We start from the raw sequence: 26,092 nt of genomic DNA on the forward strand, positions 1-26,092 counted from the left end.
TCAGTTGTTCGATGGCGCTGCCATCGTCGAAGCGGCCTCCCAGGCGGAAGCTCCCCACGCAGATGCAGCGCCCGCTGAAGCGCACCACGCGCCGGTCGCGCAACTGGCACCGCTGACACCCGGCGCTGCGCAGCGGGACGTCGCCACCGAAGCAGGGCATGGGGCACCAGCGCTGCCGGCGCCGTCCGTGTCGCACGAGGTCTATGTCGTCGACAAGAACGTCGCGGACTGGCAGCAGCTCGTTGCAGCCGTGCCGGCGGGCGCCCAACTCGTGCTGCTGGACCCGGGTTCGTCCGGCGTCCAGCAACTGGCAGATGCGCTCCAGGGCCAGACCGGCATCACCGCAATCCACATCCTGAGCCACGGCAGCGCCGGGGAAATCACGCTGGGCAACGAGCGCGTGGACACAGCCAGCCTCGGGCAATCCGCCGCAGCCTGGCAGGCCATCGGCGCCAGCCTGAGCGCGGATGGCGACATCCTGCTCTACGGCTGCGACGTTGCCGCCGACGGCGAGCAGTTTTCGCATGCGCTGGGCAACCTGACGGGCGCCGACGTGGCTTCCTCGTCGGATGCAACAGGCGCTGCGAGCCGCGGCGCGGACTGGGCGCTCGAATCGGCCACGGGCACGATCGAGGCACGCAGTTTCGCCGACGCGAATTTCGACGGCGTGCTGGCCGCACCCACGGTGAACACCACCGCGACCGGACTGACTGTGGCCGAGACCAGCAGCCTGAACGCCGCGGGCGCCGACCGTGCCACGCTCACCGGCTGGACGATCACCGACGATGGATCCGGCATTGTGACCGTGGACGTCGTGGTGGAAGACCCGAGCCGGGGCACTCTGTCTTCCGCATCGACCACCGGCGTGACCTCGGTGGCCGGCGGCTATCGCTTCACCGGAACCGTGGCAAATGCCAATGCCTGGGTCAATCAACTGGTGTTCACGTCGGCCGACGTGGAGCTGGGCAACTCGGCTGCGTCCACCCGGATCATCGTGACCGTGACCGACTCCGAAACGCCGGCACTGACGGCCACGCGGGCGTTGAACGTGACCATCACGCCGTCCAACGATCCGACGAGCGTCGCCGACAGCACGCAGAGCGTGAACGAAATCGGGAGCACGGTGCTTTCGGTGGCCACCCTGAACGCGCTCGACGCAGAGGTGTCGTTCGGGACACAGGTGCCGAGCCAGGTGGTTTACTCGCTGGCGGTTGCGCCAACGTACGGCTACCTCGCACTCGATGGCAACCGGCTCGGTATCGGCGCGGTCTTCACCCAGCAGGACGTGATCGACGGCAGGGTGGCATATGTCCATACCGCCACCGAAGCCAACCAGAACACGCCCGACAGCTTTGGCGTCAGGGTCAACGACGGCGCAACGCCGACTGCCCGCTCCGACACGGCCACCATCAGCCTCAACGTCACGCCACTGAACCAGGCGCCGAGCGTGAGCGGTGCGGGCAATGTGTTCGAAGGCCAGCCGGCCAACGCGCTCGACGTGAACGGCCTGCCTGCTTCGGTGGTCGGCAATTTCATTGTGGCCGAAGGTGGCGGCGACGATGCTGACAGCACGCTCACCGTTCAGCTGACCAGCCTGCCGACGGATGGCACGCTGTTCTTCAGCGGCACGGTGTCCATCGGCGGCGTGTCGCAGCTGGTCAGCAACCGGACCGTGACACAGGCCGACATCAATGCCGGCTTCGTTTTTGCCTACACCGCACGCAGCGGCCTGACCTATTCGAACACCGGAAACCGGGACAGCGATGTCGACCCGGTCAGCACCTATCCCTTCACCGACGGCTTCGGCGTGACCTTGGCAGATGGCGGCGGCGGCGCAGGAGCGGGCGCGGTGCAGACCGCCAGCACGACCATCGCAATCAACGTCCGGCCGGTCGATGACGACCCGACATTCGATCCGCTCAGCACGCTGCAGGCCACCGTCACAGCCGTGGGCACGGCGACCGGGCCATATACGGTCACGCTCACAGCCGCGATGCTGAACGCGTTCGACGTCGATTCGGCCGATGACCGCCTCACCATTGCCGTGACTTCCCAGGCCGGACTCGACCAGGGCCAGCTGCTGTTGAACGGGCAGCGGCTGCCGAACGGCGGCACCTTCACCGTGGCCGACGTCAAGGCCGGCCGAGTGCAGTATGTGCAGGTGGTCGGCGCCGGGCCGAACCAGACCGACAACTTCCAGTTCCAGGTGCTCGACGGCACGGTGGCGGTGCACTGGAACGCGGACGGCACACGCGTCGAGCGCAACGGGGGTGTCTACAGCGACAACGCGACGCCGGGCAACTACAACGACGACAGCCTGCGCACCTTCAACTTCACGATCAACCTGGCAGAAACACCGGCAGGCAACGGCGGTACGTTCACACCGATCGGCACCGTCACGGCACGTGGCGAATCGACCTATGGCGGCACCGACGCCACGGGCAATTCGCGCGGAACCCTGGTGGAGGGCGGCACCCTCACGCTGGCTGGCACCGGCAGCGACTTCAGCATTACCCCCGGGCTGAGCTACACGGCCGATGGCGTGCCACCTTCGCAGGTGATCTACACGGTGCTCGCTTTCGAAGGCTCCGGCAGCGGCGAGTGGAACGGCGCGCTGCAGCGCTTCAACGGAACCGCGTGGGTCGACCTGGGCGTCTATGACACGTTCACCCAGGCCGACCTCAACGCCGGCAGCATCCGCTTCGTACACGACGGTGCCAGCGAAGACTTCCAGTCGAATGTGCAGCTTTCGGCATCGGCCGGCGTGCTGGTATCGGACGGCGCGGGCGGACTGCGCCCCGACGCCTGGGTGACCAGCTTCACCTTCTATGCCACCCCGATCAATGACGCGCCCGAAACGGTGGGCTCTTCCAGCACCGTGATTCCGGAAGGCGGCACGGCCTACATCACGACCGGCCAGCTGCAGATCACCGATCCGGACGATGCAGTGAGCGAAGGCTACCTGGAAGCCGCCGCCACGCTGCCCGGCAGCGGCGACCCGGACTACGCTTTCAACAACGCGGCGAGCGGCGCGGGCGCGCTGCAGTTCGAGGTGATGACGCTGCCGACCGGCGGTACGCTGCAGTATTCGACCAATGGCGGCGCAAGCTGGATCGACGTGACAGCCGGCCAGCACCTCGACGCGGCCCTGATCACCGGAGCGGCGGGCACCACCGGGCTGCGCTTCGTGAGCGACGGGTCGGAAGTGCGAAGCACCACCTTCGCCGTGCGGGCCGTGGATCGCTGGGGCGCAACCTCGAACACCGCGAATGTCGGTATCCAGATCACCAACGTCAACGACGCGCCGCAGATCGCGCCCGACCCGACGCAGGCCGACCCGGCGACCTCGGTCAACAACCCCCTGACGGTGGCAGAAGGCGGCTATGCCCAGATCTCCACGTCGATGCTCACGGCCTTCGACCCCGACAGCAGCACGACGCAGGTGCAGTACACCATCACCGGCGCCGCGGCGCACGGCAACATCGCCTACTCGACCGATGGCATCACCTTCCTGTCGCTGGGGGTAGGCTCTTCGTTCAGCCAGGCCGACGTCGCGCTCGGGCGCATCTACTACCTTCATTCGGGCGACGAATCCAACGGGGCGAGCTATCCCACGAATCCGCCCGGCGACTCTTTCAGCTTCAGCCTGGGCGATGGCGACAAGGAGCAACCGGGCAACCAGTTCTGGATCTACGTCACGCCTGCCAACGACGCGCCGGTGGTGACAGGGCCCGCGGGGCCGATCGCGATCGACAGTGCAACCGGCACCAGCAACCCGGTGTCCGGCTTCAGCGTGGCCGATACCGACTTCGACACACCGACCGCCGGCGAGACCGACTTCCTGCAGGTCACCGTACGCCTGCAGGACGCCGCCGGCAATGCCTTCAACGCCGCTGCGTACGCGGGCGTGACCATCAGCTCGAGCACGTTCGGCGGCGTCACGGTCGATGGCGACAAGAACGGCGCCGGCGACTACCTGACGCTGCGCGGCACGCGCGCCCAGGTCAATGCCGCGCTGGCCGGGCTGAACGTGACGTTCAGCACCGATCGCGACACGGCCTACCAAGTGCAGGTGATCGCGGACGACCGCCTGCGCAACGCCGGCACGGGCGCGCTGCTGGGCGGTGCCAACGGCGGCCCGGTGAACGAGGCCGAGCCGGCCGGTGCGCCGGGCATTGCCGTTCCCGCCACCGAGTTCAACTGGTACAGCGCTGCCGTGCCGACCACGGGCGACATCACGGGCAACGTATCGGCCGCGGCCGTGCGCATCCACGCGTCGAGCCAGAACGATCCGGGCACACTCGGCGCCCCGGCATCGGCCACGGTCAACGAAGACCAGGCCACCTACATCGGTGGCGGCTTCGTCGTGGCGGATCCGGAGTCGGCCGGCTTCGACACGCCGATCACCGTGCGCCTGAACGTGCCCAGCGGCACGCTCGGCATCGGTGGCGCGGGCACCCAGAGCAGCGTGACGCCAGGCGGCGGCCAGGCGGTCTCGATCACCGGTGACAACACCGGCGCACTGGTTCTCACCGGCCGTGCCAGCGACATCCAGGCACTGCTCAACGGCGGCGCCTCGATCGGCCTGACCTATCGCAGCGCCGCCAACGTCAACGACGACACCAATGGCGCGGCTGCAGGCGACGTGACGCTCACCGTATCGTTCGACGACACCGGATCGCGCATCGGCGACGATGTCGGCGCCGGAAGCGTCGCGAACAATCCGGCCGACGTGAACGTCGCCCTCACCATCGCGCCGGTGAACGACGCGCCGACGGTCACGCTCACCGGGGGTGTGACGTCCGCCACACCGGTCACGTTGACCGGTGGTGCCACACCGACCGCGGTCGCGGGCTTCCAGCTCGGCGACATCGACATCGAGGGCGACATCGCCACCAACGGCGCGGCCTCTGACGTGACCGATGGCGAGGTCGACTTCCTGCAGGTGACGGTGCGCATCACCGATGCGGCTGGCAATGCCTTGCCGTCCACCTCATATGACGGCACCAACGGCGACATCACCATCACCTCGAGCAACGGCGCATCGGGCGTCACGATCGACGGCACCTACGACGGCACCGGCAGCGCGCTGGTGATCAGCGGCACGCGGGCGCAGGTGCAGGCCTATCTGGACGGCCTGGCGGTCGCCCTTCATGGCAACCTGACCAATGGCGACGTGATGTATCGCGTCGAGGTGATCGCCGATGACCGCGTGCGCGACGGCGGCGGCGTGGTAACCGGCGCCAATGGCGGCCAGAACGACAACGCCGGCAACGGCACCACGCTGCCCGCGCAGACGGCGGTGAATCCCTACGCGGCAACGCCGGGCGGACTCGCGGCCAACGTTGCCTCGACCTACCGCACGCTGTTCCCGTCGTCGATCAACGACCCGGCCCACATTGCCGCCGGCAACCTGGCGATCGATGAAGGCGGCAGCAGCGTCACGCTCAGCGGCATCACCGTGACCGACCAGGATGCGCTGGCCACCAGCGTGCTCACCACCACAGTGTCGGTACCGGCCGGCTTCACCATCACCGGCATCGGTGCCGGCACTGGCGGCAGCGCCAGCATTGCCGGCGACGGCCTTTCCGTCAGCATCACCGGCACGCTGGCTCAGATCAACAGCCGCATCAACACGATCGCGGTGCAACTGCCGGATGCGCCGGGCACGCCCGCCCGAACCGACTGGAACGGCGCGTTCGCCGTCACCATCGTGGTCGATGACCAGGGCAACACGGGCGGTCGGCCCGGCTCCCTGGCTCCCGGCGACAACAGCACGACCGGCACCTTCGCCTACCAGGACGGCGCTGCGGCCGACCTGATCACCACGCGCACCATCAACTTCACGGTGAACGCGGTGAACGACGCACCGGTCAGGGTCAACGGCAGCACCGAGACGCTCGCAGCCGTGAACGAAGACGCAGGCAGCGGGGCTGCGGGCGCGACCGTCGCAACGCTGTTCGGCAGCCACTTCAGCGATGCGGCCGACCAGATCGACAACAGCGGCACAGGTGCAACCGGCGGCACTTCGGCGGACGGGTTCTTCGGCGTTGCCATCACCGGCGTCGCGCTCAACCCGGCCCAGGGCGCCTGGCAATACTCGCTGGACGGCAGCAACTGGTTCGCCGTCGGCGCGCGCGGCAACGGGAACGCGCTCGTCCTCGCGGCCACGGCGCAACTGCGCTTCGTGCCGGCCGCCGACTTCCACGGCACGCCCAACGCCCTCACGGTGCGCCTGGTCGAGACCGACACCAACAACGACAGCGCCACCGCCGACCCGACCTCGGGCAGCACCGTGAACCTGACCAGCGGCACCGGTGGAACCTCGGTCTACAGCACAGGCACCGTGGTGTTGTCGACCAGCGTGGCCAACGTGAACGACCGTCCGACCGCGGGCAATGCCACGCTGGCTGCCGGCGTCGAAGACCAGCAGGGCCAGCCGGCGCCTGCCGCCACTGCCAGCAGCCTGTTCGGCGGCGGCTACAGCGACGCCACCGACAACCAGACCGGCATTGCCGGTGGCGGCAATGCGGCATCGCCGTTCGGCGGCATTGCCATCGTCGGCAACGCGTCCACCAGCGCGCAGGGTGCATGGCAGTACTCGACCGACAACGGCGCCAGCTGGACCGCGGTGCCGCTGGACGCATCCGACACCAGCGCCACGCTGCTGGCGCCGAACGCCCAACTGCGCTTCGTCCCCGCGGCCGACTACAACGGCGCACCCGGTGCCCTGACCGTGCGCGTGTCCGACACCGCCGTGGTGGCCGGCACCGGCGACATCAGCGCGACCGTCGCCAGCCAGACCAGCAACTGGTCGACCGTGCACACCCTGGCCACCAGCGTCGCGCCGCGCAATGACGCGCCGGTGCTCGCCGGAACGCCGACCAATGCAACGGCCACCGAGAACGGCCAGACCGGCACCGGCATCAGCATCCCGCCGACTGCGCTGCTCACCGGCGCCAGCGTGGCCGACCTCGACCTGGCCACCACCCCGGGCCTTGCCACCGGCACCTTCGGTGCCGGCAGCATCACGGTCAGCCTCGACGGCTACCAGCCCGGCGACGTGTTGCTGGTCGATGGCAGCCTGCCTGCAGGCGTGACCGTCTCCGGTGGCGCCGGCGCCGCGCTGCTCGTCCAGTTCGACGCCGACACCACGGTGGCCGAAGTACAGGCGGTGCTGAATGCGCTTTCTTATCGCAGCACCAGCGACAACCCGACCAACTACGGCGCCGACACCGATCGCGTCTACACGATCATCGTCAACGACGGCAACAACGTGCAGGCCGGCGGCAATGCAGGCGGCCCGGCGCTCAACAGCAACGTGCTGACCGGCACGCTGACGATAGTCGCCACCAACGACGCACCGACCGCCAACGACGACACCCACGCCATCGCAGAAGACGTGGCGAGCGTGGCAAGCAACGTGATCACCGGCCGGGTGGCCGGGCAGGGCGACACCGACCTGGACAACCTGACGTTGACCGTCGGCGCGGTGCGCACCGGCCCCGAGGCCGGCAGCGGCACGGCCGGCACCGTCGGCAGCCCGCTGGCGGGCAACTACGGCAGCGTCGTCCTCAACGCCGATGGCAGCTACACCTACTCGCTCAACAACGCCGATCCGCGCGTGCAGGCGCTGATCGCCGGTGAAACGCTGACCGAGGTCTACACGTACACCGTTTCCGACGGTGCCGGCGGCACCGACACGGCGCAGCTCACGATCACCATCACCGGCGCTGCCAACGGTGGTGGCGGTGACGACGTGCCGTCGATCACCGTTCCCGACCAGAATGCGGGCGCGACCGGGCACCTCACGGTGAATGAATCCGGCCTCACCGGCCCCGGCGACACCAGCGAAACCGCCGGCAGCACCTTCGCTGTCGCCGCGGCCGATGGCCTGGGCAGCATCACGGTCAACGGCACCCTGGTGAGCCTCGCACAGCTCCAGGCAGCGACCCCGGGCGCGCCGGTGATCATCACCAGCGCCGCGGGCGAACTGCGCATCACCGGCTTCACACCAACGGCTACCGTCGGCGCGCTGGTGACGGCCGGGGACGTGAGCTACAGCTACACCCTGGTGCAGCCGCAGAACCACGCCGGCGGCGAGGTCACCGACCCATTTGCGCTGGTCGTGACCGACCGCGACGGAGACGTTGCCAACGGCACGCTCACCGTGCTGATCGTGGACGACGTGCCGGTCGCGGCAAACGACACCGCGAGCATCACGGAAGACGCCGCACCCGGCACCGTCAGCGGCGACCTGAAGATCAACGACCGCAACGGCGCCGACAACAGCAACACCGTGCCGGTGACGGCTGTGAGCTTCGGCGCGACGGCAGGCACCGTGGGCGCACCGCTCGCCTTGGCGTACGGCAGCGTCGTCGTCAACGCCGATGGAAGCTACACCTACACGCTCGACAACAACAACGCGACCGTCAATGCGCTGAAGGATGGCGAGACGCTGACCGAGACGGTGAGCTACACCATCACCGACGCGGACGGCGACACGTCGATCGCCACGCTCACCATCACGATCAACGGCCATACGGACGTGGCCAGCGGCCCGTCGATTGTTCCGGTCGACGGCAACGGCGCTGCCACCGGCCAGGCCGAAGTCTTCGAGCGCGGCCTCACGGACGGGGCAGGGGGCACCGATGCCAGCGAAGGCACCGGCGGCACCATTTCCATCAGCGCGGCCGACGGACTCGCCTCGGTGACGGTCGGCGGCAGCACGCTGACAGTCGCGCAACTGCAGGCGCTCGGCACCACGCCGCGCACCATCGACACCGGCGAAGGCACGCTGGTGCTGACCGGCTTCACCGCGACCAGCACGGTCGGCGGCGTGCCCACGGCAGGCGAGCTCAGCTACACCTACACGCTGAAGAACCCGATCGGCCAGCCCGGCGCCACCGAGAGCGCAGATCCCGTCGCGCTGCAGGTGACCGATGCGGGCGGCGCAACGAGCACGGGAACGCTGCAGGTGCGCATCGTCGACGACACGCCCCAGGCGGGCAACGACAGTGCAGCGATCACTGAGGACGGAACGCCGAACACGGTGAGCGGCAGCGTGAAGGCCAACGACACGGACGGTGCCGACAACGCCAACGGCGTGCCGGTCACCGCGGTGAGCTTCGGCGCGAGCATGGGCAGCGTGGGCAGCCCGCTCACCACTGCGTACGGCAGCATCGTGGTCAACGCCGACGGAAGCTACACCTACACGCTCGACAACGCCAATCCGGCGGTGCAGCATCTGCTGCCCGGCGAGACGCTGACCGAGACGGTCAACTACACCATCACCGATGCCGACGGCGACACCGCCGCCGCCACGCTCACCATCTCCATCGGCGGCCGCAACGATGGCGTGGTGCTGTCGCTGACGGACGGCAATGGCGCGGGCACCACCGGCCAGGCCACGGTGAGCGAGCGAGGGCTCGGCGACGGCGGCGATGCCAGCGAGACGACCACCGGCACCTTCGTGGTTCGCACGCCGGACGGCCTTGGCAGCATCGACGTTGGCGGTACCACGCTGACGCCGGCGCAACTGGCCAGCCTCGGATCGAGCCCGATCGTGATCGCCACCGACAAGGGCCTGATCACGCTGACCGGTTTCGATCCAGCCACCGGCACGGTCAGCTACAGCTACACGCTCACCGGTCACCAGCAGCACGGTGGCAGTGAAGTTACGGACGACATCGCCGTCACGGTGCGCGACCGCGACGGCGACACCACATCGGGCACCCTGCGCGTGCTGGTGCTCGACGACGTGCCGACCGCGCGCGACGACGCGGCCAGCCTCGGCACCGCTTTGCCGGGTGCCACGGTCAAGGGCAACCTGCCTGGTCTGGCCGGGCAGGGCACGGGCGACGTGGCAGACCGCCTCGGCGCCGATGCGGTCGCCGAACCGGTGATCGGCTTCTCGTTCGAAGGCCGGGCCGGCGTGGTGGGCGGGCCGGCGTTGGCCGGTGCCTACGGCAGCCTGCGCCTGAATGCGGACGGCAGCTACACCTACGCCGTCAACGACAGCAATACGCGGGTCGCCTCGCTGGGCGATGGCCAGACCCTGACCGACGTTTTCAGCTACACCATCACCGATGCCGACGGCAGCACCAGCACCGCACAACTGGTCGTGACGATCCGCGGCGCGTCGCAGTTCAGGCCTCTCGCCGGCGACCAGATCTTCCCGGTTCAGTACCCCTCGGAGCAGCGCCACATCTCGCAGGGCATGACGCCCGCGCTGTTCATCGAACTCTCGGTACGCGAATCGCAACACACGAGCCAGTCGATGTCGGCGCGCATCGCCACGCGCGTGGCGGGCGGCGCATCGCGCACGTTGATCGACGACATCGACCTGTTCGGAATCAGGCAGGACATGACCAACGTCGAGCACGTGGGCCGCGACGGAGTCGGGTTCTCGCTGCGCATGCTGGGCGACGTGCAGCAATCGCTGGCACAGCGCGGCCTGGGCGCGGGACTGCCTGACGGCAGCAATGCGCTCTTCGGTGATTTCGCGGACTTCGCCGCGCCGGTTCCGGAAGCAAAGGCCTCGGAGGCATCGAAGGACGCATCAGCGCCGCGCGAGGGCGAGCGCATCGTGGTTCCGGGTGCCACAACGGCACCGCGCGCACCAACCGCGGGGCGTCCGGTATCAACCGACACCGCGCGATCGTTCACGGCACGGCTGGCGGCGAGCGCCGGTGAGCGCGGCACCGTGCGCGACGTGGTGCGGGTGCAGCAGCGCGACGCCGTGCGCGTCAAGGTACCTGCCGCCCCCCTTTGAACAGATCCATTTTTGAAATGCAGAGCAACATGAGCAAGAGCCTTACCGTGAACAAATCGAAACTCGCTGGCGCACCCACCTGGGCTGCCGCTGCCATCGCCGTACTGCTGGCGGGCTGCAGCGTCAACCCCGTCCAGCTCAGCAAGGATGAGATCGCCCAGCGCGTCACCAACGACCAGACGCAGATGTACAAGGATCAGGTGCCGCTCGGCGGCCCGATCAGCTACTCCGATGCGCTGGCGCGCGCGCTGAAATACAACCTCGACTACCGGCTCAAGATGATGGAGAGCTCGCTCGCGCGCGGCCTGCTCGATGTCTCGGCCGCCGACATGCTGCCCAAGCTGGTCGCCGATGCGGGCTACAACGAGCGCAACAACGATTCGGGCGGCATCAGCGTCGGCATCGAAGATCGCGTCGTGAGCCTGCGGCCCTCGACCTCGGAAGAGCGCTCGCATTACTACGGCCGCGCCACGCTGTCGTGGAACGCGCTGGATTTCGGCCTGGCTTATTTCCGTGCAAAGCAGGCCGCCGACGAGGTCAACATTGCCGAGGAACGCCGCCGCAAGATCCTGCAGAACATCGTGCAGGACGTGCGCAACGCCTACTGGCGCGCGCTCGGCGCGCAGCGCCTGCTGGCCGAGGCGGATCAGCTGTCGACGCGCATCGACGATGCGCTGGGCAAGTCGCGTGAAGCCGAGCGCGCCGGCGTGCTGCCGCCGACCCAGGGCCTGGCCTACCAGCGTGCGCTGCTCGACGCGATGACGCTGGTCAATGCAAAGCGCCAGGAGATGCAGTTCGCCAAGCGCGAACTTGCTGCCCTCATGAGCCTGCCGCCGGGCACCGAGTTCACGCTGGTGGACAAGCCGGAGGATCGCCTCGCGCCCGCAGCGCTGGACATCGACAAGCTCGAGCGCTCGGCACTGGAGAACCGGCCGGAACTGCGCGAGGAAGACTACAAGGCACGCGTCGGCATCAACGAGACGCGCAAGCAGATCGCAGCGCTGTTCCCGAGCCTCAACCTCTATGCCGGGCCGCGCTACGACTCCAACAGCTTTCTCTACAACAGCAACTGGGCCGATGCCGGCCTGAGCGTGTCGATGGATCTGTTCCGTCTGGCCGCCATTCCCGCGATCAACCGGACCAACGAGGCGCGCAAGCGCACCGACGAGGCACGTCGCCAGGCGCTCGCGATGGCGGTGATCACGCAGGTGCGCGTGTCCGTCGAACGCTACAAGCTGGCCGTGGTCGACCAGGAACTGGCAGCCGAGTCGAGTCGCGTCGACCAGCGCCTGGCCAGCGTTTCGCGCGCCGGTAGCAGCAATCGTCTGGAGAGCGAACTCGAGACCCTGCGCACCGATTCGCGTGCACTGGTTTCGCGCTTCCAGTTTGCGACGGCCTACGCCGCCACGCAGGCCTCCTACGCCCGGGTGCTGAACTCGGTCGGCATCGACCTGTTGCCCGACACCGTGACCGGAACCGACATCCCGACGCTGGCCAGCGCGATCGACAAGAGCCTGCTCGAAGGCGAGAAGATGGTGTTCGTTCAGACCGGCGCGGCACAGACCCTTTCGCGTCCGATCGCAGTGCGCGTGGTCAACCTGCCCGCAGGCGTGGGCGAACCCGCTGTCCGCAGCGCGGTCGAGCGCATCGTCACACGCAACGACCTGCGGACCGCACAAGGCAGCGATGCACTGGTGCTGACGCTGAGCTTCGAACGCGTGGACTCGCGTGCCACTGCGCGCGCGCAATGGCGCGTGACGCTGGCGGAGCCGGGCGGACGGCAACTGCTGTCGCAAAGCTACGTGAGCTTCCTGCCGGACACGCCGTCCGAACGATCGCTCGGCGCCTTCGCCGAGGCGGCGGCCTTGTCCGTGATCTCGGACGTTCGGCGCCTGGCCCGCGAGAGCGCATCCGTGGCGCAAAAGCCGTGAGCCGCGCATCGGGAATTTCGGGCCTGCGCCGTACCGCCGCCTTCGCAGTTGTGCTGGCCGCGCTGGGTGCCGGCCTGCCGGCCGCCGCACAGCCGGCGCCGGCACAGAACGCGACCAACAGCGCACCGGTGCGTTTCCTGGTCGTGGCCGGCCAGGAGAGCATCCTGTCGGCTTCGGTCGCTGGCCGCATCGCCAGGGTGCCGGCGAGCCTCGGCGACACCGTCCGTGCCGGCCAGGTGCTGGCTGCGTTCGACTGCGCCGAAATCCAGGCCCGGCGCGATGCCGCCCGTGCCGAAGCCGAGTCGGCCCGCGTCCAGTACGAGGCCAAGCAGAAGCTGCAAGGCCTGCAGTCGGCGGCCGAGGTCGAGGTCGAACTTGCTGCCGCCAATGTCAACAAGGCGCAGAGCCAGATCCGCATCTTCGATGCGCAGGTCGCCCAATGCGCTTTCGTGGCGCCGTTCGCCGGCAAGATCGCCCGTGTCCACGTGAAGGTGGGGCAGGGCGTGAATCCCGGCGCACCGGTGGTGGAGCTGGTGGGCAACGGCCCGCTGAAGGCGCGCATGAATGTGCCGTCGCAGTGGCTGGCCTGGCTCAAGATCGGCGACAGCCTCGAGGGCAAGGTGGACGAGACCGGCAGCGTCTGCGCGCTCAAGGTCACGCGCGTGTCCGGCCGCGTCGATGCGGTGAGCCAGACGGTCGAGATCGAAACCGAGCTCGCGAGCACGACCGGGCAGGTGCTGCCCGGCATGAGCGGGCAGGTTCGATCGCCCGCGCCGAGTTGAGCGCGCGCCGACGCAAAGGATCGCCATGAGCGATATGGCTTTTCACGCGCTGGGCGCGAAGGTGCGTGCGGCCCGCCGCGCCGCCGACCTGGCCTTCATCATCTGCAACGAGACCCAGGCGCTCGCGCCTTACCGACAGGCGGCGCTGGTCGGCTACTTCGGCGCACGACGCACGCGGCTGGTCGCGCATTCCGGACTGGCGGATGTCGAGGCCGATTCGCCCTACGCGCTGTGGCTGGCCGAGCTGGCCGAACACCTGCGGCCCCAGCTCGATGCGCTGCCACCGGCCGCGCGCGTGCTCGCGCTGTCGCCCGCCATGCTGCCGCCTGCGCTCGCCGCCTCGTGGGCCGACTGGCTGCCGGATCACGTCTGGGTGCTGCCGCTGGCCGGCCCGGACGATCATGCCCACGCGCTGCTGCTGCTGGCGCGCGAGACCCCCTGGCCGAGCGACTTCGACAGCCAGGCGCCCGAATACCTGTTGCTGCAGGCTGCCGGCATGTATGGCCACGCCTGGTGGGCGCTGACCGCCCGACGCCGCTCGATCGGGACGCTCTGGCGCTCCCTGTGGGCGCGCAAGGCACTGCGCTGGTCGCTGGTGTTGCTGCCGCTCGTGCTGCTGATCCCCGTGCGCGAATACGCGCTGGTGCAGGCCGAGGTGATCTCGCTGCGCAGCCAGGTGATTGCATCGCCGCGCGACGGCGTCATCAAGCGCATGGTGGTGCCGCCCAACACGCCGGTCGAAGCCGGCCAGATCATCGCCGAGCTCGATGACACGACGCTGTTCAACCGCCTGGCGGTGGCGCAGGCTGCTTTGTCGAGCGCACGGCTCGAGCTGCACCAGGCCTCCCAGCGCGCGATCGAATCGCAGAGCGCCAAGGCCGAACTCAACCTGGCCGACGGCAAGCTGCGCGAGCGCGAGGTCGACGTCGACGCCTTGCAGCGCGAGGTGGCCCAGCTGTCGATCAAGGCGCCCGCCAAGGGCGTGTTCGTCTATTCCGACCCGGACGACTGGGCCGGCCGGCCAGTTCAGACCGGCGAGCGTGTCGGCCTTCTTGCCGATCCGGCATCGCTCGGCGTGCAGGCCTGGGCACCGGTCAACGAGGCGGTCAACCTGGCCATCGGCGCGCCGATGACGCTGTTCATGCGCGTGGCGCCGCTCGACCCGGTTGCCGCACAGCTCGACTACGCTGGGTACCAGGCGGTCGAAGCGCCGAACGGCGTGGCGAGCTACCAGTTGCGCGGGCATCTCGAAGCAGCGTCGACGGTCGCCCGGATCGGCCTGCGCGGCACGGCACGCATCTCGGGCGACTGGACCGTGCTGGGCTACCTGATGTTCCGCCGGCCGTTCTCCGCGGCGCGGGAGTGGTGCGGATGCTGAGCGGCAGTGGCGCGGCGGCAGCCGGCACGGCGCCCTGGCCGGCGCTGCGCGAAGAACTCCAGATTCACCCGGCTGGCGCCAACCGCGACGGTTCGCCGGCTTGGCACATCTGCGATCCGGTGCGCAACCTGTTCTTCCGCATCGGCTGGCTCGAATTCGAGATCCTGCAGCGCTGGCCCGCCGCCGATGCCGAGGCGATCGCCAGGCAGGTGGGCGAAGCCACCACCCTCGCACCCGAGCCGCAGGACATTGCACAGTTCCAGGGCTTTCTCGCGCGCCACCAGCTGCTGCGCGCCGTGCGCCAGAAGGCGCCGATGCCGGCCTGGCGCTGGCTGCTCAACAACTACCTGTTCGTGCGCATCCCCCTGGTACGTCCGGCCCACTTGCTGGCCAGGCTGCTGCCGTGGGTGAGCTGGCTGTTCACGCGCTGGTTCGCGGGGCTCAGCGCGGCCGCCGCATTGGTCGGCCTCGTGCTGGCGGCACGCCAGTGGGACACGGTCGAGGCGAACCTGCGCGGCGCGCTGAGCTGGGAAGGGGTGCTCGGCTTCGCAGGCGCGCTCATTTTCTCCAAGCTGCTGCACGAGGTGGGCCACGCCCTGGTGTCGACACGGCACGGCGTGCGGGTCGGGCACATGGGCGTCGCGCTGCTGGTGATGTGGCCGATGGCGTACACCGACACCGGCGAAAGCTGGAAGCTAGAGCGCTCGCGCCATCGGTTTGCGATTGCCTCCGCCGGCATCGCGTCCGAGCTGGTACTGGCGGCCTGGTGCACCTTCTTCTGGGCGTTTCTGCCTGACGGCGATCTGCGCAACGCGCTTTTCTTCCTGGCGACCACGGCCTGGGTGCTGACCCTGCTGGTCAATGCCAGTCCCTTCATGCGCTTCGACGGCTACTACATGCTCACCGATGCGCTCGATTTCCCAGGCCTGCACGAACGCGCGGGCCAACAGGCGCGGCGCTGCCTGCGGCACTGGCTGCTCGGGTTGAACGAGCCGGTGCCCGAGACGCTCTCGGCCGGATTCCGGCGCTTCCTCATCGCCTTCGCCTTCGCCACCTGGATCTATCGGCTGGTGCTGTTCGTCGGCATCGCGGTGGTGGTCTACCACGCCTTTTTCAAGGCGCTCGGCGTCTTGCTGTTCATCGTGGAGCTGGGCGTTTTCGTCGGCCGCCCTGTGTTCGCCGAACTGCGCGTCTGGCGCGAACGGCGCGCGGAAATACCGCGCCGGCGCAGGCTCGGATGGCTGCTGGCATTGACCGCGGCGGCTCTGTTCGTGCTGGTGCCATGGCATGCCGGCATCTCGGCCGCGGGGGTCGTCAAGGCGGGTGCGGAGCAGCCTGTCTACTCGCCCTTTGCCGCGCGGCTCGTGTCACTCGACATGACGAACGGGCAGGCCATCGCGCCCGGCAGCGAACTGCTCACGCTCGATGCGCCGAACCAGGCCGAAGAGCGCGACAAGGCACGCGCACTTGCGGCCGCCTACACGCGCACGGCACGTGGGGCGCTGGGTCTGGACGACGGCCCTGCGGCGAAACTGGCCGTGGCCGAACAGCTCGCGGTGCGATGGGATGCCGAGAGCCGCGCGCGCGAGGCCGAACTGCTCAGGCTGCGCCTCGTCTCGACCTACGCGGGCCAGGTTCGGGATGTCGATCCGCTGGTGCGCGCGGGTACCTGGGTCGGCCCGTCGCAGCTGGTCGCGATGGTGGTGGACGGGCGGCGCTGGCGCGTCGAGGCGCTGGTGCCCGAGCGCGACCGCCAGCGTCTGTCGACCACGATGCCGGCGACCGTCATCGTGAAAGGTCGCACACGCAAGTTGGAGGGCAAGGTGGTTGCGATCGACAACAGCCCCGTCAAGCGCCTGCCCCACATGCTGCTGGCACAGGATCACGGCGGCCCGATCGCCCTGAACCCGACCCTGCCGAAGAAGGATCTGCGGCCGGCCGAAGCATGGTTCCGCGTGACGGTCGAGGGCGAGACCGACGAGCCGCTCAGCGCCGTGCGCGAGGTGCGCGTTCATTTCGAGGGAGTGCGCGAAAGCCTCGCGCATGGCTGGCTCGACAGCGCCCTGTCCGTTGTCATTCAACAGTCTGGATTCTGAGCAGCCGCGACCGCAGGCGTTGCCGCAAGCTCCAAGCGGACGGTACGCCGCTACCCGGCGCGAGGCCGCACCGCCGCCACCGGAAAGTCCGGCACACCCTGCGGCACGATGGTCACCGGCGACTGCTTGCCGCGGGTCATCTCTTTCACCCGTTCGGACACGTAGAGGTCGAGCATCTTGTGGGTGACGCGGCCGGAGCCGGCGAAGTCGGCCTTGCCGTTCATGCCTTCGACCACGGCGAGCGTGAAGGCGCCGTTGCCCCAGCGCGTGGACTCCTGCGCGAACTGCCGCCCGGTTGAGGCGGCGAACACGATGACGCCGTTCTCGGCGCTCGAGAGCTCGTTGACCATCGCCGTCAGATCGCGCGGCATCGCGCGCCGGGCCGTGCCGAACACGTTGCCCGCGTGGCAGGTGTCGATGAAGAACAGCACCTTGCCCGGCAGCGCCGTGACGGTGTTGCGGATCTCGGTGAAGATGACGCCGGTGCGCTTGAGGCGATCTGCATCCGCGTCCTGCGGCAGGTAGTAGTAGACGCCGTCGTCGTCGTTCACGCCGTGCCCGGCCAGGAACACGACGGCGACGTCGCGCGCGGTGGCCTGCCGGCGGATCCACTCCAGGCCTTCCAGCACATCGTCGCGTTTCGCCTTGCCGTCGGTGAGCAGGCGTACTTCCACCTTGCGATACAGCTGGGCCTCCTGCTGCTGGAACACGCGGCTGAAGTCGGTTGCGTCCTTCGCCGCGTAGTCGAGCTGATAGTCGGGGCTGGCGTACTTGCTGACGCCGATGGCCAGCACGTAGAGCGCCGGTCGCAGGTCGCCGTCGCCGGACGGTGCGACACGCGGGGGCGGTGCCGGTGCAGCAGAAGGCGCGGCCGCCGGAGACGGCGCAACGGGTGCTGCAACAGCAGGTGCAGCGGTTGCTGCAGCCGGAGGTGCCACCGCGACCACCGCCGGCGGCGCGGCAGCGGCAACCGGCTCGGCAGGCGCGCGCGCGCCGCTCCAGCGCAGGCGCACGGTGGCTGGAGTCGAGAAACCGTTGCGGTTCTCGGCGAACAGCATGAGTTCTGCGTCTTCGGGCGGCAGCATGATGCGCTGCTCGTAGCGCCGCAGCAGCGGATCGCCATCGACGGCCTTGTCAAGCCAGCCCGCAGCGCTCGCCTCCGGCAGCTTGAAGATCTGGCCATTGCGCCGCGCGGCGAGTTCCAGCACCGGCGCACCGGGCACCGTGCGCACTTCCACGCGCAGCACGACTTCGCGGCTGTTGAACACGCCGCCGTCGCCAGGCGACAGCACCGTCACCACGGGTGGCACCTCGGCCACAGGTGTCTGCGCGATCACCACGGGTTGCTTGCGGCCGGCGTCCTGGTTGGCGGTGGCGACCGCGGTTTGCGCATCGCTGGTGCTGATCACCTTGGCAATCACGTCGGGCCGGAAATAGCTCGCCCGAAAGCGCGAGCCCGGAAAGAAATCGGCGGCGCGCGACGGGCCGTTGTCCACCTGCCAGCCGAACAGATCCTCGCCGCCGGGGCTGGCGGCATAGAAGCCACGCGGCGTCCATGCGACCCAGCGCTTGCCGTCGGCGTGCGGCAGCAGGGCCAGCTGCTCGCTGCCGTCGCTGGTGCGATACCAGCGCACCGTCCCATCCGCGAAGCCCGCGACCACCCAGCGGCCATCGGCGCTGAGGTTGACTTGCCAGGTGCTGCCGGGTGCGGGGGTGCGCCACTGCAGCGTGCCGTCGGCCTTGTAGTAGCGCAGGAAGAAGCTGGTGCCCAGGGCAAAGGCGCTGCCGTCACCCGCCACCGTGGCGCTCAGCGACAGCTCGTTGTCGGCCAGCGGCAGCGGCTTGCGGTTCACCATGGGCTGCTGGCTTTCGAACCACTGCTCGAGCGCAACGCCGCGCGCGCTGGCCTGCGGCGCGCTCCATTGCGGATCGGTTTCGGACCATTCGGCATTGCGCAGGTCGAAGGCGCGCGTACCCGCAGCGCCGACCGGGAAGGCAAGGGCACCGCCGTCGCGGGCGATGCGAAAGCCCGAGCGCGGGCCGCGCAGATCGGTCAGGCCGCTCGCCACCGTGCCCGCCTGCGGCGGGGCGCCGGCAAGGGCCGTTGCCGCCTGGAACGCGACAGGCTCGCCAGCGGCGCCCAGCAGACCCCAGGAAGCGTCCGTCGCAGCGAATGCGATACGGCCGTTCCGCAGCGGCACGAGGCCGGCCACCGAGTCCTTCGCAATCAGCGTATCGGCCGGCGCACCGAACGCACCCGCGCCGGCCACGGGCCAGCGCCGCAGCAAATGCCGGCCGTCGCCACGCTTCCAGGTGCCGGCCGCGTAAAGCGTGCGGCCGTCGGCCGACCAGGCCACCGTGCTCAGCGCGCCGCCGGCATTGCCCTCGGCGCTGCCGGCGGCAGAAGGAGGCGGCAGCGGGGCCAGCGTCGATGACGCCAGCAGCCGCACGGCCGGCGCGTCGCCGAAGCCCAGCGCAAGGCTCTGGCCATCCGGGGAAAACGCGATCCCGAAGGGCTGCATGCCGCCTTCCACCCGCGCCGCCTTGACCAGGGCCAGGCGCCGCTCGGCACCGCCCGTGACGGCATAGTTGCGCACCTGCCCGTCGAAGCTGGTGGTGGCGAACTGGCGGCCATCGGCGGAAAAAGCGCTGCCATAGGATTCAGCGCCGTAGCCCGTGTCGCTGGCCGTTTCGCGGCTGGTGCGCCAGCCGTCCGTACTCGAATACAGGCGCACGCCGTTGCGGCCCCACAGGCTGATGGCCAGTGCGCGCCCATCCGGCGCGAAGACCAGGCGGGTCACCACGTCCGGCAGCCCGGTGATGCGCTGCACCAGCGCGCCCGTGGCGCGGTCGAACACATACACATCGTTGGTGGCCGACCAGCCGCCCACCGCGACCACGCCCGCATCCGGCGCGATGGCGGCGGCAAAGAGCTTGCCGTCGTTGCCCGCCGCCGACGTCGGTCGCAGGGTTCGCAGCAGGCGCCCGGTTTCGCTTTCCCAGATGCGGGCCGTCTTGTCTTCGCCCGCGGTCACCACGTAGCGCCCGGCGGCGTCGGAGGCGATGGCCCGGATGGCGCCCGAATGCGCGCCGGTCTCGATGCGCAACTGGGGCGGCGCCCCGGCACTGCTGCCCGTCTGCGCCAGGCCGAGGGCTACCGTGCCGGCCAGCCATGCCCCGACCAGCCAATGGCGAAACGGGGATGACCTGGAGGCAATGTGGGTCACGTCATGTCGCTGTGCACGGTTGCGGCTTGAACTCGGTGCGGCGATCGAGCAGATCAGAGCCGTCGTCCTTGCCGGTGCCGACCAACGGTTGCCGCGAGCCATAGCCCTGGGCGTTGAAGCGCGTTGCAAGATCCCTGCGCTCGCGCACCAGGCGCTGCTTGACGTACTCGGCGCGCTGCAGGGAAAGGCGCTGGTTCAGCTCCGCCGAACCCGTGCGACTGGTGTGGCCCCCGATTTCGTAGCAGCTCGGGGTGGATCGCGTCGTCTGGCGGGCCACTTCGCGCAACCAGCTGTCATAGGGCACACGGTCGCGCGCAAAGCTGGCCGCGCCGGCCTCGAAGTTGAAGTTCACCGCAAACCGGTTGTTGACGACGCCGTACTCCACCAGCCGCGAGAACGAGCGCATGGCCGGCTCGCGCCGGGCCAGCCGGTAGTTGCTGAGGTAGAGGCCGGTGTGCACGCGCGGCTGATCGCCGGCCGGGTTGCGCAACAGCGCGGTGAACAGCGCGAGCGACTCGCGGTACTGCCTGCTGTTGTAGGCCGAGATGGCGCCGTCGATGGCCGTCGCGGCGCTGATCTTGTCGTAGTAGGCCGCATTGATCGGGTCGCCTGCCTTGGTGCCCTGGCAGGTCTTGACATAGCCTTCGACGATCTTGTCGGCCACCCAGACCGGCGCATCCTTGAAGTAGGGCAGCGGCGTGGCATCCACACCCGCCGTCTGCGAACGTGCGAAGCCCTTGCTGACGATCTTGCCGGTCTTGAGATCCGCCAGCGCAAAGCAGATGCGGTAGGCATCCTTCTCGCCATCGCTCTTGCCCAGCAGGTTGATCGGCGTGAAGGTGCCGATGAAGATCAGCGGCGCGGCGGCCACGTTGGCCGCATTGAAGGGCTTCATCTCGTAGCGGGGATAGTCGCTGGCGACGATGGTCGCCACGCGTTTTTCCATCGCCGCGGTGCCCACGGTCTGCATGCCGGTGGTGCCGTCGACCAGTGGATCCACCACGACGGTGTAGGTCTGGCCGGGTGCGAGCTGGGCGTTGCCGAAGACCTCGCGGGCCGCCTGCGCCACCGCCTGCTCATAAGCCACTGCGACCGGCGGCGGTGGGGCGGCTGGCGTCGCCGGCGGCGGCGCGACCGTGACGACTGCAGCAGCCACCGGCGGCGGCGGTGCCGGTGGAGGAGGAGCCGGCTTCTTGGCCGCGCATCCCGCCAGCGCGAGCAGCGCAACGAATGCACCGGTGCCAGCCCACGCAACCACACGCTCGCCACGAAGCCCGGTCATCTTGCTCATCGCGCGCTCCTTCAGAAGGTCGGACGAACACTTTAGCGCTCGGAAGCAGTTGCCGGTGAACTCATTCATACCCTGAACAGGGGGCGCCGCCACGCAGGATGGGTATGGCAAACTTCTGCGTTTTACCCGCGCTGCGCTTGGCGGCGCGCGCCCAGGGACACGCCTCAGACATGCAGAAAATCATTCGCCAGCTCGCGGCCGAGATCAAGGTCGGCGAGCACCAGGTGAAGGCCGCCATCGACTTGCTCGACGGCGGCGCCACGGTTCCGTTCATTGCCCGCTACCGCAAGGAGGCTACTGACGGCCTCGACGACGTCCAGCTGCGCGAGCTCGAGGCGCGCCTGTCGTACCTGCGCGAGCTCGAAGACCGCCGTGCCGCGGTTCTGAAGAGCATCGATGAGCAGGGCAAGCTCACGCCCGAATTGCGCGCCGCGATCGAGTTCGCGCCGACCAAGCAGGAACTGGAAGACCTGTACCTGCCGTTCAAGCAGAAGCGCCGCACCAAGGGCCAGATCGCGCGCGAGTTCGGTATCGAGCCGCTGGCCGACAAGCTGCTGGCCGACCCGACGCTCGACCCGGCTGCCGAGGCGCAGGCCTTCCTGAAACCGGCGACCACCCTGGACGACGGCAAGCCAGGCCCCGATTTCTCCACCGTGCCGGCCGTGCTCGATGGCGTGCGCGACATCCTCTCGGAGCGCTGGGCTGAAGACGCTGGTCTGGTGCAAAGCCTGCGCCAGTGGCTCTGGAACGAAGGCCTGCTCAAGTCCACCCTGATGGCCGGCAAGGACGAGAACAACGCCGACGTGTCCAAGTTCCGCGATTACTTCGACTACGACGAGCCGATTGGCCGCGTGCCGTCGCACCGGGCGCTGGCCGTGTTCCGCGGGCGCACGCTCGAGATCCTCGACGCCAAGCTGGTGCTGCCGGTCGAGCCCGAGCCGGGCAAGCCGTCGATCGCCGAAGGCAAGATCGCGCTGCACCTAGGCTGGAGCCACGCGGCGCGGCCGGCCGACGACCTGATCCGCAAGGCAGTGGCCTGGACCTGGCGCGTAAAGCTGTCGCTCTCGACCGAGCGCGACCTGTTCACGCGGCTGCGCGAAGATGCCGAGAAGGTGGCGATCAAGGTGTTCGCCGACAACCTGCGCGACCTGCTGCTGGCCGCACCGGCCGGCCCGCGCGTCGTGCTCGGACTCGATCCGGGCATTCGCACCGGCGTCAAGGTGGCGGTCGTCGACGGCACCGGAAAGCTGGTCGAAACCTCGACCGTCTTTCCGCACGAGCCGCGCAAGGACTGGGAGGGATCGCTGCACACGCTGGGCAAGCTTTGCGCCAAGCACGGCGTGAACCTGATCGCCATCGGCAACGGCACCGCAAGCCGCGAGACCGACAAGCTGGCCGGCGACCTGATCAAGCTGCTCGGCAAGATGGCCGCGCAGGCCGGCGCGCCCGAGATGAAGATCGACAAGGTGGTGGTGAGTGAAGCCGGCGCCTCGGTGTACTCGGCCAGCGAGTTCGCCTCGCAGGAAATGCCCGACGTGGACGTGAGCCTGCGCGGCGCGGCGAGCATCGCGCGCCGCCTGCAGGATCCGTTGGCCGAACTGGTGAAGATCGATCCGAAGAGCATCGGCGTCGGCCAGTACCAGCACGACGTGAACCAGAGCGAACTGGCCCGCACGCTGCATGCGGTGGTCGAGGATTGCGTGAACTCGGTGGGCGTCGACCTCAACACGGCCAGCGTACCGCTGCTGAGCCGCGTTTCGGGCCTGTCGGGCAGCGTGGCGAAAGCCGTGGTGCGCTGGCGCGAGGCCAACGGCGCCTTCGCCACGCGCAAGCAGCTGCTCGACGTCACCGGCTTCGGCCCCAAGGCCTTCGAGCAGAGCGCGGGCTTCCTGCGCATCCGCGGCGGCGCCGATCCGCTCGACATCACCGGCGTGCACCCCGAAACCTATCCGCTGGTCGAGCAGATCATCGTCAAGACCGGCAAGCCGATTTCCGAGCTGATGGGCCGCGCCGACATGCTCAAGACACTCAAGCCCGAACTGTTCGCCAATGAGAAGTTCGGCGTCGTCACGGTCAAGGACATCCTCGGCGAACTCGAAAAGCCCGGCCGCGATCCGCGCCCCGACTTCAAGGTGGCGCGCTTCAACGACGGCGTCGAAGACATCAAGGATCTGGTCGAAGGCATGGTGCTCGAAGGCACGGTGAGCAACGTCGCCCAGTTCGGCGCCTTCATCGACATCGGCGTGCACCAGGATGGCCTGGTGCATGTGAGCCAGCTCGCCAACAAGTTCGTCGAGGATGCGCGCGAGATCGTCAAGACCGGCGACATCGTGCGCGTCAAGGTGATGGAGGTCGACGTGGCGCGCAAGCGCATCGGCCTGTCGATGAAGCTCGACGCCACGCCGGCGCGCCGCGACGGCCCACGCGACAACCGCTTCGAAGGCGCTGGCCGCGGCCAGCAGCAGGGTTCGCGCCGCGACAATGCGCCGCAGCCCGCGGGGCAGATGGCGAGCGCGTTCGCAAAGCTGCAGGGGCTGCGCAAGTAGCGCCCGGGCGGGCTCGGGTTGGTGAACAGCCGCGACACTGCGGCCGATTCTTGCTAGAAGACTCGCATGAAAGCGCTTCGTATCTACGCCGGCCCGTTGGCCCGCGAGCACATTGCCCGGCACGGCCTGCAGCCGCAACACGTGCGCACCATTCCCGGGGCGGCCGGCGGGCCCAAGGGCCTGATCCTCGGGCCGATCGACCGCTTCCTGTTCGGTGAATGGCTGCCGCAATCGACGCAGCCCATCCACCTGGTGGGCGCGTCCATCGGCGCCTGGCGGCTGGCCAATGCCTGCCTGAACGATGCGAAGACCGCGTTCGAGCAGTTCGAGCATGGCTACATCCACCAGCACTTCGAGGTGCCGGAGGGCCAGAAGCGCATGACAGCCAGGCAGGTGAGCGTGCAGTTCGGCGAAGGACTGCGCGGCTTCTACGGCGGCCGCGCCGCAGAGGTGCTGGGCCATCCGCGCTTTCGCCTGCACGTGATCGCTTCGCGCGGGCGCCACATCCTCGGGCGCGAGGGCAGGGTGCGCACGCCGGTGGGCTACCTCGGCGCGTTCGCGACCAACAGCGTGCACCGCCGCAGCCTGGGCGCCTGGCTGGAGCGCGTGGTGTTTTCCAGCCCCGGCGCAGCGTTGCCGTTCGGCACCAGCGACTTCCGCACGCGGCAGGTTGCCTTGCAGGAGGCCAACTTTGCGCCGGCCCTGCAGGCGTCGTGCTCGATCCCGTTCATGCTCGAAGCCGTGCACGACATTCCGGGCGCACCGCCCGGTGCCTATTGGGATGGCGGCATCACCGACTACCACCTGCACCTGGACTACGACAATGCCGACGGCATCGTGCTCTACCCGCACTTCCAGAAGGCCGTGGTGCCCGGCTGGCTCGACAAGGGCCTGAAATGGCGGCACCGCCCCACCGGTTTCCTGAACCGCATGGTGGTGCTGGCGCCCGACCCCGAATGGATCCGCACCTTGCCCAACGGAAAGCTGCCGGATCGCAACGACTTCATCCGCTTTGCGAACGACGCCGGTGCGCGCATCAGCGCCTGGGGGCGTGCCACGCGCGAGGCCCAACGGCTTGCCGACGAACTCGCGCAGCGTCTGCAAAGCAACGACATCGGTGAAATTCTTCCGCTGTAGGGCGCGGCGCACCAGCAAAAGCGAGGAATACGTCACACATTGGTGCCGGTTTGAGTTCCAACGGCTTAATTGCCTTTCATTTACAAGTGTTACAGACTCGCTTTGACTTGCTTCTGCCACCCTCGAAAGGAACGCCCGTGGACTCTCTCATCGGTCAAGTGTTGACGCCTCAATATTCCATCGGGACGTCTGTTCTCTCGTATGTGATCTCGTTCTTCGGCTCGCTGGTTGCGCTGCTGTGCGCGCACCGGCTGGTGCGCAGCGACGGATCCCTCGACAAGGGCATGCTGGCCTGCGCCGCGGTGTCACTGGGCGGCATCGGCATCTGGTCGATGCACTTCATCGGCATGGTCGCGTATCGCCTGCCCATCTCGATCGCGTACGACATCCCGCTGACCGCCTTGTCGCTGGTGGCGGCCATCGTCATTTCCGGCATCGCGCTGTACCTGGCGTCGGGCCACGGCCTCGGGCGGCGCCAGGGCTGGCTGTTCGGCAGCCTGCTGGCCGGGGTGGGCGTGTGCGTGATGCATTACATGGGCATGTTCGCCATGAACATGCGGGCGACCATGACGCTCGACCCGATGATCGTCGCGGGCTCGGCGGTCATCGCCGTCGGCGCGGCCGGTGCCGCGCTGTGGCTGGCCTTCAACCTCACGAAGGTGATCGACCAGGTGGTCGCCGCCGCCGTCATGGGGGTGGCGGTGTGCTCGATGCACTTCGTCGGGATGATGGCGGCCAACATGGTCTGCACCGCGCAAGCCCCGCTCAACCCGTTCGTCATCGGCGGCTCGAACATCGCGCTAGGCGTGTTCGGCATGTCGGGCGCAGTGCTGATCCTGATCTTCTGGGTGATGACGGGCCGCACGTCCGACGCGCCGGTTCGGGCGCCGGTTCGTGCAGCGCGCCGGGCCGCCTGAAACCGGCGCCTGA

At 68.7% G+C, this 26,092-nt stretch carries 10 protein-coding genes; 8 read left to right on the forward strand and 2 right to left on the reverse strand.

What is annotated here, in order from left to right; genetic code table 11:
* Positions 1–4: 4 nt before the first annotated feature.
* Genes QTI05_RS19125 through QTI05_RS19145 form a run of 5 tightly spaced genes read left to right on the forward strand, consistent with a single transcriptional unit; the run spans position 5 to position 16,961 of the window.
* Positions 5–10,774, forward strand: coding sequence for a cadherin-like domain-containing protein (locus QTI05_RS19125; RefSeq protein ID WP_286620274.1), 10,770 nt, complete (start codon positions 5–7; stop codon positions 10,772–10,774).
* A gap of 29 nt (positions 10,775–10,803) precedes the next feature.
* Complete coding sequence (locus tag QTI05_RS19130; protein ID WP_286620276.1) at positions 10,804–12,705, forward strand: TolC family protein; 1,902 nt, start codon at positions 10,804–10,806, stop codon at positions 12,703–12,705.
* Positions 12,702–13,487: an efflux RND transporter periplasmic adaptor subunit gene (locus tag QTI05_RS19135; RefSeq protein ID WP_286620278.1), complete on the forward strand. Its 786-nt coding sequence runs from the start codon at positions 12,702–12,704 to the stop codon at positions 13,485–13,487. Before QTI05_RS19130 ends, QTI05_RS19135 begins: the two co-directional genes overlap by 4 nt.
* A gap of 25 nt (positions 13,488–13,512) precedes the next feature.
* Positions 13,513–14,865: an efflux RND transporter periplasmic adaptor subunit gene (locus tag QTI05_RS19140; protein ID WP_286620280.1), complete on the forward strand. Its 1,353-nt coding sequence runs from the start codon at positions 13,513–13,515 to the stop codon at positions 14,863–14,865.
* Complete coding sequence (locus QTI05_RS19145; protein ID WP_286620281.1) at positions 14,859–16,961, forward strand: site-2 protease family protein; 2,103 nt, start codon at positions 14,859–14,861, stop codon at positions 16,959–16,961. Before QTI05_RS19140 ends, QTI05_RS19145 begins: the two co-directional genes overlap by 7 nt.
* 50 nt (positions 16,962–17,011) lie before the next feature.
* Here the strand turns inward: QTI05_RS19145 and QTI05_RS19150 are convergent, their stop codons facing one another.
* Both QTI05_RS19150 and QTI05_RS19155 read right to left on the reverse strand, forming a co-directional pair.
* The gene (locus tag QTI05_RS19150) at positions 17,012–20,188 is read right to left on the reverse strand and encodes a caspase family protein (RefSeq protein WP_286620283.1); all 3,177 of its coding nucleotides are present in this window, start codon (positions 20,186–20,188) and stop codon (positions 17,012–17,014) included.
* A 1-nt stretch (position 20,189) separates the two neighbouring features.
* Entirely contained in the window at positions 20,190–21,479 is a 1,290-nt protein-coding gene (locus tag QTI05_RS19155; RefSeq protein ID WP_286620285.1) for an OmpA family protein, read from the reverse strand.
* 170 nt (positions 21,480–21,649) lie between these two features.
* Between QTI05_RS19155 and QTI05_RS19160 the strand changes: the two genes are divergently transcribed.
* From QTI05_RS19160 to QTI05_RS19170, 3 genes are all read left to right on the forward strand, one after another.
* On the forward strand, positions 21,650–24,025 hold the full coding sequence (locus QTI05_RS19160; RefSeq protein WP_286620287.1) for a Tex family protein: 2,376 nt from the start codon (positions 21,650–21,652) through the stop codon (positions 24,023–24,025).
* 66 nt (positions 24,026–24,091) lie between these two features.
* A complete protein-coding gene (locus tag QTI05_RS19165; protein WP_286620288.1) occupies positions 24,092–25,162 on the forward strand; it encodes a patatin-like phospholipase family protein in 1,071 nt (356 codons plus the stop codon).
* A 137-nt stretch (positions 25,163–25,299) separates the two neighbouring features.
* Complete coding sequence (locus tag QTI05_RS19170) at positions 25,300–26,079, forward strand: MHYT domain-containing protein (RefSeq protein WP_286620289.1); 780 nt, start codon at positions 25,300–25,302, stop codon at positions 26,077–26,079.
* Positions 26,080–26,092: the final 13 nt, after the last annotated feature.

This window comes from Variovorax fucosicus (assembly GCF_030316825.1).
GTDB lineage: Bacteria > Pseudomonadota > Gammaproteobacteria > Burkholderiales > Burkholderiaceae_C > Variovorax > Variovorax fucosicus.